Here is a 14,341-nt window from a genome sequence, read left to right as displayed (position 1 = left end):
TCATTGTCGCTTAAGCGGCGACTTTGTTGTTCTTTTGCATGACTTCGCGGGCCAGATGACGATATGCCATCGCCCCAAGCGAGCCCGAGTCATATTGCAAAACTGGCAACGCGTAAGACGGCGCCTCACTGACCCGCACATTTCTGGGTATCTTGGTCTTAAAAACCATCTCACCCAAATTGTCACGTGCGTCTTTCTCGACCTGACGGGACAAGTTGTTGCGGTTGTCATACATGGTCAACACAATACCTTCGATTCTCAGATCTGGATTCGCCGTTTGGCGAACCTCTCGGATCGTCAGCATCAGCTGAGACAAACCCTCCAGAGCAAAGAATTCACTCTGCAATGGAACAAGAACCGAATGCGAGGCTACCATCGCGTTCACCGTCAGCAGGTTCAAGGACGGAGGGCAGTCAATCAATACAAAATCCAGCTCAAACCCATCTATTGAGGTTTGTCGCAACGCGTCATGCAACAAGTAGCTGCGTTTTTCGTTTGAAATGAGTTCGATATCCGCCGAACTCAAATCGACAGTGGCCGGAATGACGAAAAGACCACCTATTTCTGTCTCTTGTATGACCGCCTCTAGCGGTGCGTCGTCCAAAATAAGATCATACGTGGTCCAATCCCGGTCTTCGACACCCAATCCAGTCGACGCATTGCCCTGCGGATCGAGATCAACAACCAGAACCCGACAGCCGGCTTCGGCCAGACCCGCAGCCAGATTTATCGCCGTCGTAGTTTTCCCAACTCCGCCCTTCTGATTGGCAACCGCAATTATTCGGGGCCCTGAAGGACGAGAAAGATCAACCACGAGATACTCCTTTGATTTTAAGGATTACGGCTTGGGGCTCTGTTAAACTTGTAATCGGCTCAACATCGAATTTCCATTCTTCCTGAGCCTCTGACAGTTCTTTTTTCCAGTTCGCGCCTTTCGGCAACAAAGCAGTGCCGTTTTCGCTTAAATGCCTGTCACAAAAGGACAATAATGTGCGCAGATCTGCCAAAGCACGGGCCGATAGAATATCCGCTTCAAGTGGCTCAACGGATTCGATTCGCTTTGAGATGACCTGACACGTCACCCCGCATTCGCGAGCAACGTTCCTCAGGAATGCTGATTTTCTCTGATCACTTTCAACAAATTGGAAACGGGTGTTTGGCGACTCTTCCAGTGCCATAATTGCACACACCATCCCCGGAAATCCGCCTCCAGTTCCGATATCAACCCAGGTATCTGTGGCCATTGCACATCGGAATACCTGGACGGAATCCAGAATATGTCGATCCCAGATATCCTCCAGACTGTTCCTTGAGACTAGATTGATCTTGGGATTCCAACGCTTCAGCAGCTCCACATACGTATCCAGCCGGTCGAATGTTTCACGTGAAACATCGAACTTGGAAAATTCAGGCTTCATGCTTGTTTAACTTTTTGATCGCGCCGAAGTTTTGCCAAAACCAAGGTCAAGGCCGCGGGTGTAACGCCTTCTACCCTACTGGCCTGAGCAATATTTCCGGGTTTTGTCTGAGACAGCTTTTGCTTCATTTCAGATGAAAGGCCATCTAAAGCAAAATAGTCGAAATCCCTGGGAATCTGATAGGATTCATCCCTCTTCATCGCTTCGACATCCCGCTGCTGCCGTGCGATGTAGTTTGCGTAAAGCGCATCCCTAGCGACCTGAAGCCGGATATCTGGCGTCACCATATCCAGCTCGGGTATCAAGGGCAGCAGGTCCTCAAAAGCCACATCCGGAAAAGCCAGAATCGCCATGCCATCACGCCTATTGCCGTCCTGATTAACACTGATGCCAGCGGCCAAAACCTCTTTTGGCGTATAGGTTTTTTCGCTCAAAAGCGATTTCGCGTCGCTCAATTGATCCATCTTTTCTGTGAAAGCTTGTCGACGCCTGCTTCCAACGCAACTCAACTGCAATCCGATAGGCGTCAAACGCTGATCAGCATTATCTGCTCGAAGCGACAATCTGAATTCAGCGCGAGAGGTGAACATTCGATACGGTTCAGCAACGCCTCGGGTGGTAAGATCATCTATCATGACACCGATATAGCTATCGGCGCGGGTGAAATGGACCGGGTCTTTACCTTGAACAGCCAAAGCCGCATTGAGACCAGCAACCATACCCTGAGCGGCAGCTTCCTCATATCCTGTGGTTCCGTTGATCTGACCCGCTAAATATAGGCCTGGAATCTCGGGCAAGGCCAAAGTCTCTGATAGGACACGGGGGTCTATATAGTCGTACTCGATGGCGTAACCGGGTTGAAGAATATCAGCATTCTCCAGACCTTTTATCGAACGAACATATTGTAGCTGCACATCCTGCGGCAGAGACGTTGAAATACCGTTGGGGTAAATCGTGTGATCATTCACCCCTTCGGGTTCAAGAAAGATCTGATGCGAGTCTTTCTCTGCAAACCGAACAATCTTGTCTTCGATCGACGGGCAATATCTTGGGCCAACGCCATCTATATGCCCACCATACATCGCTGACTTGCTTAGGTTCTTTTCAATTATTTCATGTGTCTGAGCGTTCGTATGGGTAATCCCACACGAAATCTGCGGCGCAACAACTGAAGTCGACAGGAACGAGAACAAGGTTGGTTCGTCGTCACCGTCCTGACGTTCCAACCCTGACCAATCTATGGTACGTCCATCTAGCCTCGGTGGGGTTCCCGTCTTCAATCGTCCCGTCGGAAGATCATATGCGTCCAAACGTTCCGCCAGTCTCACGGAAGGGCGATCTCCCATGCGACCTCCGGGTCGTGAGACGTCTCCGATGTGAATCACGCCTCGAAGGAACGTGCCGGAAGTAAGAATGACCGACTTTGCCGAGATTTCTGATCCGTCGCCCAACCTAACGCCTGCTACTCGATCCTGATTCATCAGAAAGTCTACGACTTCGCCAACAATAACTGACAGGTTCCCTTGCCTATCCGTTTCCTTTTGCATCGCTGCTCGGTAAAGCGACCTGTCCGCTTGCGTCCTTGGGCCTTGAACCGCTGGCCCTTTTCGGCGGTTTAGTAGCCGGAACTGGATCCCTGCTTGGTCTGCAACACGTCCCATGACGCCGTCCAAAGCATCTATCTCGCGAACCAAGTGGCCTTTACCCAATCCTCCGATTGCAGGATTGCACGACATCACACCGATATCTGCTGCAGATAGCGTGACCAATGCTGTCGAAACGCCCATTCTGGCCGCAGCATGTGCAGCCTCGGTGCCCGCGTGCCCCGCGCCAATGACGACTACATCGAAGTCTGAATGTTTCACGTGAAACACTCCTTATTTTCCCAGACAGAAGCTCGAGAATATTTCATCTAACAGATCCTCGACACCTATTCTGCCCACCAAAGATTCAAGTGCGCGGATCGCAGTGCGCATCTCTTCTGCTGCTATATCATACAGGTCCGGACCTGATTCCAGAACCGACATTGCCGCAATCAGAGCGTCCAGTGCTTTAGTCAATGCAATGCGATGGCGTTCTCGTGTCGCTATACCATGGCTAGTGGTACGATTACTCAGCACACGCGATATGTTGGATATCAGCTGATCAATCCCCTGACCCGTTTTCCCGGAAACACCACCGACTTGGGGACTACGAAGATCAGCTTTCGGTGCCACCTGAATATCATCCGGCTGAATATCTACACCAAGATGCAACGGTTCGTCAGACAGGAACACACGCAGATCGGCAGCTTCAGCGCGTTTCTTAGCCAGTGCGATACCGAGGCTTTCGACGTGGTCATCGGTGTCGCGTAGCCCGGCGGTGTCCAGAAGTGTCACCGGAAGTCCTGCCAGATCCATTCGGACTTCAATGACGTCCCGAGTTGTACCTGCATATTCTGATGTAATTGCAGCGTCTCGCCCAGCCAAAGCATTCAGCAAGGTAGACTTGCCCGCGTTGGGAAGGCCGACGATTGCAACTTCGAACCCAGTTCGGATGCGTTCCGCGATCTGAACCCCATCTGCTTCGCGCTTCAAATCAGCCATGACGCCCGAGATCAGCTCGCGCACCTCAGGGGTGACGTCGGTTGGAATCTCTTCATCGGCAAAGTCGATTACGGCCTCCAACAGAGAGGCGGCTCGGATCAGGTCCCTCCTCCATCGCTCGGCCAGGTTTCCCAACTCACCAGAGAGAATCGTTTGCGCCTGTTTCCGTTGGGCTTCTGTCTCGGCGTCGATCAAATCGGCAAGGCCTTCGACCTGGGCCAAATCCATCTTGCCGTTTTCCAACGCGCGGCGGGTGAACTCTCCCGGATCAGCAAGGCGCAGACCGTCCGTTTCCGACAAGCAGCGCATGACAGCATTGACCGAGGCCGTACTTCCGTGAATCTGAAGCTCTGCCACATCTTCACCGGTGAAGCTGGCCGGAGCCTTAAACGTCAAAACCAGCCCATCATCCAGACGAGCCCCGTCAGCATCCCGCAAAACCCGCAGTGACATCCCACGCGCCGGAAGCGCGCCGCCGGTCATCCCAGCCGCCGCACGATGCGCGTCAGGACCAGAGAGGCGGATGACCGCCACCCCTGCTTTGCCTTGCGCGCTGGCCAAGGCGAATATCGTATCCATTCGAAGGCCTCGCGCCAGTTAAGACCTGAGTCAGGTGTTCATCGAATCGAAGAACTCGCCGTTTGTCTTCGTCTGTTTCAACTTGGACAACAGGAACTCGATTGCATCGGTGGTCCCCATCGGGTTGAGGATGCGGCGCAGAACGAAGGTTTTGGCCAGATCGCCCTTGTCGACCAGCAGATCCTCTTTCCGGGTACCGGATTTGAGAATATCGATGGCCGGGAACACGCGTTTGTCTGCGATCTTACGATCCAGAACAATTTCCGAGTTACCAGTGCCTTTGAATTCTTCGAAGATGACTTCGTCCATCCGGCTGCCGGTATCGATCAGAGCAGTCGCGATAATAGTCAGTGAACCACCTTCTTCGATGTTCCGCGCCGCACCAAAGAACCGCTTAGGCCGTTGCAGAGCATTTGCATCCACACCACCGGTCAGAACTTTACCCGAGGATGGGACCACAGTGTTAAACGCCCTACCAAGTCTTGTGATCGAGTCGAGAAGAATAACAACATCTCGTTTATGTTCGACCAACCGCTTAGCTTTTTCGATCACCATCTCGGACACGGCCACGTGGCGCGTTGCAGGTTCGTCGAAGGTTGAGGACACAACCTCACCCTTCACCGAGCGCTGCATGTCGGTCACCTCTTCCGGGCGTTCGTCGATCAGCAGGACAATCAGATAACACTCCGGGTGGTTCTGTTCGATCGAGTGCGCGATGTTCTGCAGGATCACCGTTTTACCGGTCCGCGGAGGCGCCACGATCAGCGACCGCTGGCCTTTACCGATAGGAGAGACCAGGTCGATCACACGGGCCGACTTGTCCTTAATGGTGGGATCTTCGATCTCCATCTTCAGACGCTCATCCGGGTAGAGCGGCGTCAGGTTATCGAACAGGATCTTGTGCTTGGCCTTCTCAGGATCTTCGAAGTTGATCTTGGTGACCTTGGTCAGCGCAAAATACCGCTCGCTATCGTCGGGCGCTTTGATTTCACCCTCGACCGTATCCCCCGTACGCAGCGAGTGCAGACGGATCATGTCAGGCGAGACATAGATATCGTCTGGACCCGGCAGATAGTTCGCCTCGGGCGAGCGCAGGAAGCCGAAGCCGTCTTGCAGGACCTCAAGAACGCCGTCACCGCCAACAGTCCAGCCTTCATCCGCTCGTTCGCGCAGGATCTGGAACATCATCTCGCCTTTACGCATGGTCGAGGCGTTTTCGATCTCCAGCTCTTCGGCCATTGCCAGAAGGTCTTTGGGGCTTTTGGCTTTTAGGTCGGCCAGATTCAGGGATTCATTGGACATGATGCATACCTTCACCGCGGACTGCGGTTCGAAGTGGAATTTCAGTACGGAAAATACGCCGCCCGGACGGGCGTGTTGACCCCTACATAGTTGCGTCGATCTGCGGAGTCAAACAGGCCCTTGCTGGAATGGCCTTCAGAACTTCAGAATGACCGCCAGAACGATGATAACCATCAGAACGGTCGGAACCTCGTTCATCATGCGATACTGCCGCCCAGTAAGCTTATTTCGCCCCTCTGCGAAATCCTTGCGGCGAGCCAACAGCCAATGATGAAACCAGGTCATGCCAATCACGGCCGCGCCTTTGGCCCAAGGCCATACAAAATCCCAGCCGACGATACCGGGCGTGAACACCATGATCAGACCACATACCCAGGCTACGATCATCGCGGGGCGCATGATTACGCGCAGCAGCTTCTCTTCCATTTCAAAGAAGATGGTCTCGGCCCCGTTAACCGATTGTGCCTTTTCTACGTGATAGACGAACAGACGGGGAAGGTAGAACAGTCCTGCCATCCACGAAATCACCGCCATGATATGAAGGGACTTCACCCACGGGTAGATCGTGAAAAGAAGATCAGTCATTTTAGCTCCGGGTGCTTCTCGGAACTCTCCCTAATAAAAAAATAAGAAAGAAGAAAGGAAGATGGTTTTGTAGGGTGGGTAAAATCCGTGGATTACTTTTTTACCCTTTGGTTTTCCCCAAGTGGACAGTTTCGCACGAGATTTGAGTGATTCTGTGAATTTCAAAAATAATCAAATTAAAACATATATTTAGTTCTGAGATCTGAGGGTGTATCTGGGGATAACACCTTGAATAAATCCAGATTTCCCGGTTATCCGCTGTTTCGAAGTTATCCTTACCCCGGCTGGATGATGTTTGAGCGACTCAGGGAAGTTTTTCGCGAAATTCCCGGGCTTGCGTGTCAATCTGAAAACCATACAAAGCGTCCAAGACCGCTCAACGATTTGCCCACGGGGTTGTCCACATGTCTGTCCCCATCGTCCTGGCCTCAGGATCCTCTATTCGCGCGCAGTTGCTGGAAAATGCAGGCGTGCCTTTCTCTGTTCAGATCGCGCGCGTGGACGAGGATAGCATAAAGCGTGCCTTGTTGGCCGAAGGCGCCTCGCCGCGTGATATTGCCGATGCGTTGGCGGAAATGAAAGCGCGCAGGGTCAGTGACAAGGCACCCGGAGCGATGGTGCTGGGCTGCGATCAGGTGCTGGATTTTGACGGGCAGTTGCTGTCGAAACCTCAGACGCCTGAGGACGCCTTTGCCCAGTTGAAGATGATGCGTGGTAAGCGGCACATGCTGTTGTCTGCGGCGGTGATCTATCAGGATGGAGAGCCGATCTGGCGCCATGTCGGTCAGGTGCGCCTGCGGATGCGGATGAGCTCGGATGCCTACCTGCGAGACTATATCGACCGCAATTGGGACAGCATCCGCCACGCGGTGGGTGCATATAAGCTCGAGGAAGAAGGCGTCCGCCTGTTCGCCACCATTGACGGAGATTACTTTAACGTTTTGGGTATGCCACTGTTGGAGCTGCTCAACTATCTGGCTGTCAAAGGGGTGATTGATCAATGACGGACCACAAGATTCCTCTGGCCGGAGTGATCGGGCACCCGGTGGGCCATTCCCGCTCGCCTAAATTGCATGGGCATTGGCTGAAGACCTACGGGCTGGATGGGCACTATGTTCCCATGGACGTCGCCCCGGCTGATCTGGAGACCGTTTTGCGCACCCTGCCCAAGGCCGGTTTTGTGGGAACAAACGTGACGGTACCGCATAAAGAGGCTGCCTTGCGTATTGCAGACCATGCCTCGGACCGGGCGACCGTGATCGGGGCCGCGAATACGCTGGTTTTCCGCGAGGACGGCTCGATCCATGCGGACAACACCGATGGATACGGGTTCATGGAGAACCTGCGCGCCGGCGCACCGGATTGGAACGCCAAGGATGGCCCAGCCGTTGTCTTTGGTGCAGGCGGAGCAGCACGCGCGGTGTTGCAGGCGCTGGCGGATGCGGGTGTGCCCGAGATTCTGCTGACCAACCGCACCCGCACCCGTGCCGATCATCTGAAAGAAGAATTCGGCCAGCGCATCACCGTTGTGGATTGGGTTCAGGCCGGAAACGTGATCGAAAACGCCGAGCTTGTGGTCAACACGACATCTCTGGGCATGCAAGGTCAGCCCGAACTGCGGGTGCCATTGGATGGATTGCAGCCGGGCGCCGTGGTGACCGATCTGGTCTACGCGCCGCTCAAGACCAACCTGTTGAAAACGGCGGAAGAGGCCGGATGCACCGTGGTCGATGGGCTGGGCATGTTGCTGCATCAGGCAGTTCCGGGCTTTGAACGTTGGTTCGGCGTGCGCCCGGAGGTCAATGACGATTTGCGCGCGGCCGTTCTGGCATGAGGTTTGCGCTTGGCCTGACAGGCTCAATCGGGATGGGCAAAAGCACCACGGCGCAGATGTTCGTCGATGAAGGCTGCGCGCTTTGGGATGCAGATGCAGCGGTACATCGTCTCTATTCTAAAGACGGCGCGGCAGTTGGGCCGATGGGTGAGGGTTTTCCGTCGGCTATCGTAGAGGGCGCGGTCAGCCGCGAGGCACTGAAACGGATTATTTCCGAAGACAGTTCTGCTTTGAAAAGGATCGAGGGGATCGTTCACCCTCTGGTTGCCGCAGATCGCGCGGCATTCCGCGAAAGTGCCGCGGCCGATATTCTGGTGTTCGACATCCCCCTTCTGTTCGAAACGGGCGGTGAGGCCGCGATGGATGCGGTCGCCTGCGTTCGGGTATCGCCTGACGAACAAAAACGCCGGGTGATGGAACGCGGCACGATGTCCGAGGCTCAGTTCGAACAAATCCGCGCCAAGCAGATGCCGAATGACGAGAAATGCGCGCGCTCTGACTATGTGATTGAAACCAACACTCTGGACCATGCCCGCGCGCAGGTGCAGGATGTGGTCAGGCAGATACGGGCGGGGATGGCAGATGCGTGAGATTGTACTCGATACCGAAACCACGGGCTTTGATCCTGAAAGCGGTGATCGGATTGTCGAGATCGGCGCGGTTGAGCTGTGGAACCATGTGGCGACGGGCGAGACCTATCATGTCTATATCAACCCCGAACGCGGCATGCCGGAAGAGGCATTTGGCGTACATGGCATCGGCCCCGACCTGCTGGAAACCCCGCGCCCGCCCGAAAAGGGTGAGGTGACGCTGAAAGACAAACCGGTTTTTGCCAAAGTGGGTCAAGGGTTTCGCGATTTTGTTGGCGACGCGAAACTGGTGATCCACAACGCCTCTTTCGACATGAAGTTCCTGAACGCCGAGCTGAAATGGATGGGCCTGCCGCCGATTCCGATGGATCAGGCGCTCGATACGCTCGCCATTGCGCGCAAACGGTTTCCGGGCTCTCCGGCGTCGTTGGATGCGCTGTGTCGGCGGTTCAATATCGACAACTCGAACCGAGTGCTGCACGGCGCGCTTTTGGACTCGGAGATCCTGGCCGAGGTCTATCTTGAGCTGATCGGCGGACGCCAACCGGATTTCGGCCTGTCCACCTCAGCCGCGTCCGGCGTGGGTGGGGCAGATGACTGGCGTCCGACACCGCGCGCAACACCGCTGCCATCCCGGATCACCGAGGATGAACGCGCAGCGCATGAGGCATTTGTCGAGAAACTGGGCGAAAGCGCCCTGTGGACCCGCGCCTGATCCTGTCAGGCACGGGGCTCAAGGGATTTAGGCGTCGGTCTGCTCGGCCTGTTCCGCCTGAGCGGCCTGACGGCGCATCAGCTCATTGCGGTAAAGCGCTACAAAATCAATGTTGTCCAGGTTCACCGGCGGATAGCCACCGTCACGGGTGACGTCGCTGACGATACGGCGCAGGAACGGGAACAGCATGCGCGGGCATTCGATCATCAGGAACGGGTGCAGCTGATCTTCTGGCACGCCTTCCACGTGGAACAGCCCGCAATAATCCAGCTCGCACAGGAACAGAACATCGTCCATGCCCTTGGCTTTCGAGGTCAGCTTCAGCTTGATCGAAACTTCATACTGATGCTCGACCTGACGCTTTTTCGCGTCCAGGTTCACCTGAACCTGAATCTCGGGCTGTACGTCACCGGACACGCCTTTTTGCGCCATGACGTTTTCAAAGGACATATCACGAATGAACTGTCCCAGAACGCGCATCTGAACCTGAGGGGCGGCTTGAGCCGCAGTGTTTTCTGCAGCGTTTTCTTCGGCCATGGATCTACTCCAAAAATGAAATTCGACACTGCTTAGCAAGTTGCGCGCGGCACCTCAATGCTGGTGGGGACCTTCCACCCATTTTGACGGTTTCGAGGGGTCCTTGCGTGGGCGAACCTCGGTAAACTCGCCGTCAATCACGTCGCCCTGATCATAGGGTCTGCGTGGTTGTTGGAAGCCCGCGCCCGGCCCCATCTGGAACTGGGTCACGGTCACCTTGGTTTTCAGATAGCGGAAAACGGCGATCCGCACGCTGGGGATTAACAGTGCAAACCCAACGGCATCGGTGAAAAAGCCGGGTGTCAGCAACAGCGCGCCGGACAAAAGGATCATTGCGCCATGGGCCAAAGGCTCGGTTGGATCGTCCAGAGTGGCGAAGGATTGCTGCAATTGCCCCAGCGCCATGCGACCTTGTGTCCGTACCAATGTGGTGCCCAGAACCGCCGTCAGAACCACGATGGCAAGGGTTGGCCACAGGCCGATTAGACCGCCAACCTGGATGAACAGGGCTATCTCAAGGATCGGAACCAATAAAAATGCCAAGAACAGGTACATTTGCGTTATCCTTTACCTATGGCCGAACTGTGGACTTGCCACCAACTGTCACCTACATAGTGGCAGGAGGCCGCGTACACAAAGTCTCGGTTCTGAAAAGAGGATGAAATGAACGAACCCATGATCCAGCTGCTGGTACTGGCCGGAATTGCCGTTTTCCTGATCCTGCGTTTGAAAAGCGTGCTGGGAACGCGTGAAGGTTTCGAAAAACCCCCTGTTCCGCATCAGCCCGATGCGGGTGCGTCCCGTCGTGATTTCGAGGTGATCGAAGGTGGTCCGGATCATGACATCACTGACCACGTCCCCGAAGACAGCGAGCAAGCGCAGACCTTGGCTGCGATGAAGCGGGTCGAGCCCAGCTTCTCGGTCAGTGAATTTGTTCAGGGTGCCCGTGGCGCTTATGAAATGATCGTGATGGGTTTTGAGAAGGGCAATTTGGACGAAATCCAGCCCTTCCTGGCCGAAGACGTTTTCGAAACCTTCGTCTCGGTTGTATCCGCGCGCGAAGATCAAGGCCTGACGATCGAGGCCGAGTTCATCGGCGTGCGCGAAACCACCCTGACCGATGTGTCCTTTGACAAGGATACGAATGAGGCCGAAATCACCATGAAGTTCATTGGTGAGCTGACCTCGGTCGTGCGGGATCGTGGTGGTGATATCATCGAAGGCAACCCGAATACCGTGAAACGCCAAAAGGACAGCTGGACCTTTGCCCGCGTGATGGGCAAGGACGATCCAAACTGGCTGCTTGTTGCCACGGACGCATGATTGCCACGCTCCGGTCGCTTATTCTGGTGGGTGCGATGACCACTGCCAGCGCCGCCGGAGCCGAGGCGACGCGATCCGTCCTTTCGTTTGACGACTTGCAGGGCTGGGCCGAGGATGACCACGGCGCGGCCCTTTCCGTTTTTCTGAACACGTGCGGTGATCTGAACGACCCGGATTGGCGTGCGCTTTGCGGTGTCGCCCGGACCTATGAGGGGGATGCCGCGCGGTCTTTCTTTGAACTCTTCTTCCGGCCCGTTTTGGTCGAAGATGGTAAGGACGGTCTTTTTACCGGGTATTTTGAACCCGAGCTCGACGGCTCCAGAACCCGGACGGATCGTTTCAAGTATCCGATCTACAAGATGCCGCCCGAGGCGCGGGACGGGCCGTGGCTCAGCCGGCGCGAGATCCTGACCAGCGACGTGATGCAGGGCCGGGGGCTCGAGATCGCTTGGGTCGATGACCCGGTTGAGCTGTTCTTTCTGCAAATTCAGGGTTCTGGCCGGGTACGCCTGCCTGATGGCGGTGCCTTGCGTGTGGGATATGGCGGCGCGAACGGGCAGCCCTACCGATCGATCGGGGTTGAGCTGGTCCGGCGCGGCGCTTTGGGCGCCCATGCGGTCAGCGCGCAGATGATCCAGGCCTGGGTACGCAAGAACCCCGAAGCTGGGGCCGAGCTCTTGTTCCACAACCCGTCTTACGTGTTCTTCCGCGAGGTTAGCCGGGTTGCGCCGGAACTGGGGCCTTTAGGTGCTATGAACCGCTCAATCACGACCATGCGTAGCATCGCGGCCGATCCTGCCTATACGCCGCTAGGTGCTCCAGTCTGGGTTGAGAAAGACGGCAAGAAGCCCTTGCGCCGCCTGATGATCGCGCAGGATACCGGCGCGGCGATCAAGGGCGCGCAACGCGCTGATATCTTCTTTGGAACCGGCGATGAGGCCGGGCAAGCTGCCGGTCGGTTGAAGGACCCCGGACGCATGATTGTTCTACTACCGATCCAGCGTGCCTATGCCATGGCGACGGATGACTACTAATGACCCGGCGCAAACTGACCAGCGATGAGATCGAGCTGTGGCGCAAGGTCGCCAAACAGGCTGAGCGGCTGCACCCTGAGATCCCTCAGACCGTACATCCGACAACTCTGCCCAAACCCACGCCCAAGAAACTGCCAAAACCCCGGATTGAAGCGTTTGAGCTGGGGCAGAACCAACCTTCCAAGCCGTCTGCCAATCGCTTGAAGCCGTCGATCACCGAGACGCTGCGCGCCGCCCCGGTTCAGATGGATACCAAGGCCTTTGGCCGCATGAAGCGTGGCAAGCTCAAACCCGAGGGGAAGCTGGACCTGCATGGGATGCGCATAGACACCGCTCATCCGGCGCTTGTGCGCTTTGTGCTTACGGCGCAAGCGCAGGGCAAACGCCTGGTTCTGGTAATCACGGGCAAGGGGAAAGACCGCGACGAGCCAGGGCCGATCCCGACCCCGCGCGGTGTGTTGCGCAATCAGGTGCCGCATTGGCTATCGATCCCGCCTCTGGCGCAGGCGGTGATGCAGGTGACACCTGCGCATATCAGTCACGGCGGGGATGGTGCCTACTACGTTTATCTCAGACGTGTCCGCTAGGCTTCGCCCACCGACCGAAATAGTAAGAGACCCTCTGGCAAACCCTTGAATCCTACTGAGTAGCGACCTGCGCCTGTCCGGTCTCAGACAGAACAACCTCGGTCGCACCCGAGGGGTTGCGTTGACTGTTGGGGATCAAATAGTCGATGCCCCGGCGTCGGTTTCCAAGGGTGTTTCCAACACGCCGCGCCGAACTGAGCAGCGACAGCAAGGCGGGTGAGGTTGCAGCAACGAAATGCGAGGACTCGGCATCGCTGTTGAACGCGGTCGCGTCGATCACCTCGATCGGATACTCGGCCAACGCCTCGATGGTGCTGATATTGCCCAGCCGTTCACTCCCCGGTGTACCGCGAATCCGGGCCGAGATATTCAGGATTTTGTCCTTTTGCGATACCATCACGACAAAGGGATCAGGCGGAGTTTTGATGCTGTCCATTTGCGAGCGAAACACGTCAATATCCAGATCGGGTGAGATCAGGAATACGCCATCAAGGTTGCGCCGCGACCAGCCGGGCGAGCGTAGTTCTGCCTGACGCATCATCTCCATCGAAAGGGCGCCGCCCATGGAGTGGGCGACCAGCACAACCCGTTTCACGCCGATGGATTTCAGGTCCCGGATTGTCTTCTCCAACCCGTCGCGGGCAAACAGCATGCTGTCCAGATCATAGGCATACCCTGCCCCGCGCGCCTGACTGGGCCAGGAGTAAATCAGGACCGATCCGGGAATGTCCAGATCATGCGCCAACTGCGCCGCGCGAAACGCGGTCTCGGTATGGGTCGAGTTATACCCGTGCACGAAGATCGACACATCATCCTCTCCGCGCAGTTGGTTTGCCAACTCACGCGGGCCGGATAGGTCCGTTGTGTTGGCCAAAACAAACTGCTTCTCCGGATTGGGGTTTGCGTAAGAAAACTCCAACGTGCCTGGCGTGTGGTTTGGCGGGATTGAGACCGTCATTTTGTGGTACTGAACCCGCTCGCCCCGGTCGGCGTTAAACGTTCCGTCGGGGTTCCGCCCCCGGGTTGTGGCCGCGTAGACGGTTTCTGCGGATCCCACATTCAACGCGGATGGCACTGTCACCTGCGCAGTTCTGTCGACGCAAGCGCTCAGTGTAGCAACAGCAAGAAAGGCAATACTCAAACGCAACACGGCTCAACCCTCAAAGAAACAGAGTTTGAGTCACGGTTACCAGTTTCTGGTGCAAGGTCCAGCCGGAACGAAAATTCGCCGCCAAATCGGCGGCGAAATACA

General features: G+C 56.0%; 16 protein-coding genes. 7 read left to right on the top strand and 9 right to left on the bottom strand.

The features are described 5' to 3' along the window. Nucleotides 1-10: 10 nt before the first annotated feature. The 6 genes from ACP15L_RS10140 to ACP15L_RS10115 all read right to left on the bottom strand — a co-directional run bounded on the left by ACP15L_RS10140 (nt 11) and on the right by ACP15L_RS10115 (nt 6,469). Nucleotides 11-814 (bottom strand): AAA family ATPase, encoded by an 804-nt coding sequence (locus ACP15L_RS10140; protein WP_170643419.1) that lies wholly within the window; start codon nt 812-814, stop codon nt 11-13. Continuing rightward, a complete protein-coding gene (rsmG, locus tag ACP15L_RS10135) occupies nt 807-1,418 on the bottom strand; it encodes a 16S rRNA (guanine(527)-N(7))-methyltransferase RsmG (RefSeq protein WP_425084064.1) in 612 nt (203 codons plus the stop codon). Before rsmG ends, ACP15L_RS10140 begins: the two co-directional genes overlap by 8 nt. Further along, nucleotides 1,415-3,283: a tRNA uridine-5-carboxymethylaminomethyl(34) synthesis enzyme MnmG gene (gene mnmG, locus ACP15L_RS10130; RefSeq protein ID WP_425084063.1), complete on the bottom strand. Its 1,869-nt coding sequence runs from the start codon at nt 3,281-3,283 to the stop codon at nt 1,415-1,417. The genes rsmG and mnmG overlap by 4 nt, the downstream gene beginning before the upstream one ends. Before the next feature lie 12 nt (nt 3,284-3,295). Beyond that, the gene (gene mnmE / locus ACP15L_RS10125; protein WP_425084062.1) at nt 3,296-4,582 is read right to left on the bottom strand and encodes a tRNA uridine-5-carboxymethylaminomethyl(34) synthesis GTPase MnmE; all 1,287 of its coding nucleotides are present in this window, start codon (nt 4,580-4,582) and stop codon (nt 3,296-3,298) included. A 30-nt stretch (nt 4,583-4,612) separates the two neighbouring features. Next, on the bottom strand, nt 4,613-5,884 hold the full coding sequence (rho, locus tag ACP15L_RS10120; protein ID WP_170765196.1) for a transcription termination factor Rho: 1,272 nt from the start codon (nt 5,882-5,884) through the stop codon (nt 4,613-4,615). 135 nt (nt 5,885-6,019) lie between these two features. Next, entirely contained in the window at nt 6,020-6,469 is a 450-nt protein-coding gene (locus ACP15L_RS10115) for a CopD family protein (protein WP_170380200.1), read from the bottom strand. A gap of 404 nt (nt 6,470-6,873) precedes the next feature. Here ACP15L_RS10115 and ACP15L_RS10110 point away from each other — a divergent pair, with 404 nt between their 5' ends. From ACP15L_RS10110 to dnaQ, 4 genes are read left to right on the top strand one after another with little or no spacing between them, the layout of a single operon-like run. Beyond that, complete coding sequence (locus ACP15L_RS10110; protein WP_425084061.1) at nt 6,874-7,473, top strand: Maf family protein; 600 nt, start codon at nt 6,874-6,876, stop codon at nt 7,471-7,473. Continuing rightward, the gene (locus ACP15L_RS10105; protein WP_425084060.1) at nt 7,470-8,303 is read left to right on the top strand and encodes a shikimate dehydrogenase; all 834 of its coding nucleotides are present in this window, start codon (nt 7,470-7,472) and stop codon (nt 8,301-8,303) included. Before ACP15L_RS10110 ends, ACP15L_RS10105 begins: the two co-directional genes overlap by 4 nt. Further along, complete coding sequence (gene coaE / locus ACP15L_RS10100; RefSeq protein WP_425084059.1) at nt 8,300-8,893, top strand: dephospho-CoA kinase; 594 nt, start codon at nt 8,300-8,302, stop codon at nt 8,891-8,893. The genes ACP15L_RS10105 and coaE overlap by 4 nt, the downstream gene beginning before the upstream one ends. Further along, nucleotides 8,886-9,608, top strand: a complete 723-nt coding sequence (dnaQ, locus tag ACP15L_RS10095; RefSeq protein ID WP_425084058.1) for a DNA polymerase III subunit epsilon — start codon at nt 8,886-8,888, stop codon at nt 9,606-9,608. Before coaE ends, dnaQ begins: the two co-directional genes overlap by 8 nt. A 27-nt stretch (nt 9,609-9,635) precedes the next feature. On the opposite strand, the gene secB is transcribed toward dnaQ, so the two are convergent. Next, nucleotides 9,636-10,145 (bottom strand): protein-export chaperone SecB, encoded by a 510-nt coding sequence (gene secB, locus ACP15L_RS10090; protein WP_170380195.1) that lies wholly within the window; start codon nt 10,143-10,145, stop codon nt 9,636-9,638. Nucleotides 10,146-10,199: 54 nt separating this feature from the next. Further along, nucleotides 10,200-10,700 carry an FxsA family protein gene (locus ACP15L_RS10085; RefSeq protein ID WP_425084057.1) on the bottom strand — a complete coding sequence of 167 codons (501 nt, stop codon included), beginning with the start codon at nt 10,698-10,700 and terminating at the stop codon, nt 10,200-10,202. A gap of 108 nt (nt 10,701-10,808) precedes the next feature. Here ACP15L_RS10085 and ACP15L_RS10080 point away from each other — a divergent pair, with 108 nt between their 5' ends. The 3 genes from ACP15L_RS10080 to ACP15L_RS10070 are packed head-to-tail and all read left to right on the top strand — an operon-like array spanning nt 10,809 to nt 13,089. Beyond that, nucleotides 10,809-11,468 carry a Tim44/TimA family putative adaptor protein gene (locus tag ACP15L_RS10080; RefSeq protein WP_170380193.1) on the top strand — a complete coding sequence of 220 codons (660 nt, stop codon included), beginning with the start codon at nt 10,809-10,811 and terminating at the stop codon, nt 11,466-11,468. Beyond that, nucleotides 11,465-12,502 (top strand): murein transglycosylase A, encoded by a 1,038-nt coding sequence (locus ACP15L_RS10075; protein ID WP_425084056.1) that lies wholly within the window; start codon nt 11,465-11,467, stop codon nt 12,500-12,502. Before ACP15L_RS10080 ends, ACP15L_RS10075 begins: the two co-directional genes overlap by 4 nt. After that, entirely contained in the window at nt 12,502-13,089 is a 588-nt protein-coding gene (locus tag ACP15L_RS10070; RefSeq protein WP_425084055.1) for a Smr/MutS family protein, read from the top strand. The genes ACP15L_RS10075 and ACP15L_RS10070 overlap by 1 nt, the downstream gene beginning before the upstream one ends. 52 nt (nt 13,090-13,141) lie before the next feature. On the opposite strand, the gene ACP15L_RS10065 is transcribed toward ACP15L_RS10070, so the two are convergent. Continuing rightward, entirely contained in the window at nt 13,142-14,170 is a 1,029-nt protein-coding gene (locus ACP15L_RS10065; RefSeq protein WP_425084054.1) for an alpha/beta hydrolase, read from the bottom strand. Nucleotides 14,171-14,341 lie beyond the last annotated feature (171 nt).

The sequence above is a fragment of the Ruegeria profundi genome (assembly GCF_049800715.1).
Lineage (GTDB): Bacteria > Pseudomonadota > Alphaproteobacteria > Rhodobacterales > Rhodobacteraceae > Ruegeria > Ruegeria profundi_A.
Note: the sequence above shows the minus strand (reverse complement) of the source record. Positions and strands in the feature narration are given on the sequence as shown.

What these genes read in the sequence shown, in the direction of transcription:
- ACP15L_RS10075 (WP_425084056.1), top strand. Translation starts at nt 11,465, where the DNA reads ATGATTGCCACGCTCCGGTCGCTTATTCTGGTGGGTGCGATGACCACT.
- ACP15L_RS10105 (WP_425084060.1), top strand. Translation starts at nt 7,470, where the DNA reads ATGACGGACCACAAGATTCCTCTGGCCGGAGTGATCGGGCACCCGGTG.
- ACP15L_RS10115 (WP_170380200.1), bottom strand. Translation starts at nt 6,469, where the DNA reads ATGACTGATCTTCTTTTCACGATCTACCCGTGGGTGAAGTCCCTTCAT.
- rho (WP_170765196.1), bottom strand. Translation starts at nt 5,884, where the DNA reads ATGTCCAATGAATCCCTGAATCTGGCCGACCTAAAAGCCAAAAGCCCC.
- coaE (WP_425084059.1), top strand. Translation starts at nt 8,300, where the DNA reads ATGAGGTTTGCGCTTGGCCTGACAGGCTCAATCGGGATGGGCAAAAGC.
- ACP15L_RS10070 (WP_425084055.1), top strand. Translation starts at nt 12,502, where the DNA reads ATGACCCGGCGCAAACTGACCAGCGATGAGATCGAGCTGTGGCGCAAG.
- ACP15L_RS10080 (WP_170380193.1), top strand. Translation starts at nt 10,809, where the DNA reads ATGAACGAACCCATGATCCAGCTGCTGGTACTGGCCGGAATTGCCGTT.
- secB (WP_170380195.1), bottom strand. Translation starts at nt 10,145, where the DNA reads ATGGCCGAAGAAAACGCTGCAGAAAACACTGCGGCTCAAGCCGCCCCT.
- dnaQ (WP_425084058.1), top strand. Translation starts at nt 8,886, where the DNA reads ATGCGTGAGATTGTACTCGATACCGAAACCACGGGCTTTGATCCTGAA.
- mnmE (WP_425084062.1), bottom strand. Translation starts at nt 4,582, where the DNA reads ATGGATACGATATTCGCCTTGGCCAGCGCGCAAGGCAAAGCAGGGGTG.
- ACP15L_RS10110 (WP_425084061.1), top strand. Translation starts at nt 6,874, where the DNA reads ATGTCTGTCCCCATCGTCCTGGCCTCAGGATCCTCTATTCGCGCGCAG.
- ACP15L_RS10085 (WP_425084057.1), bottom strand. Translation starts at nt 10,700, where the DNA reads ATGTACCTGTTCTTGGCATTTTTATTGGTTCCGATCCTTGAGATAGCC.
- rsmG (WP_425084064.1), bottom strand. Translation starts at nt 1,418, where the DNA reads ATGAAGCCTGAATTTTCCAAGTTCGATGTTTCACGTGAAACATTCGAC.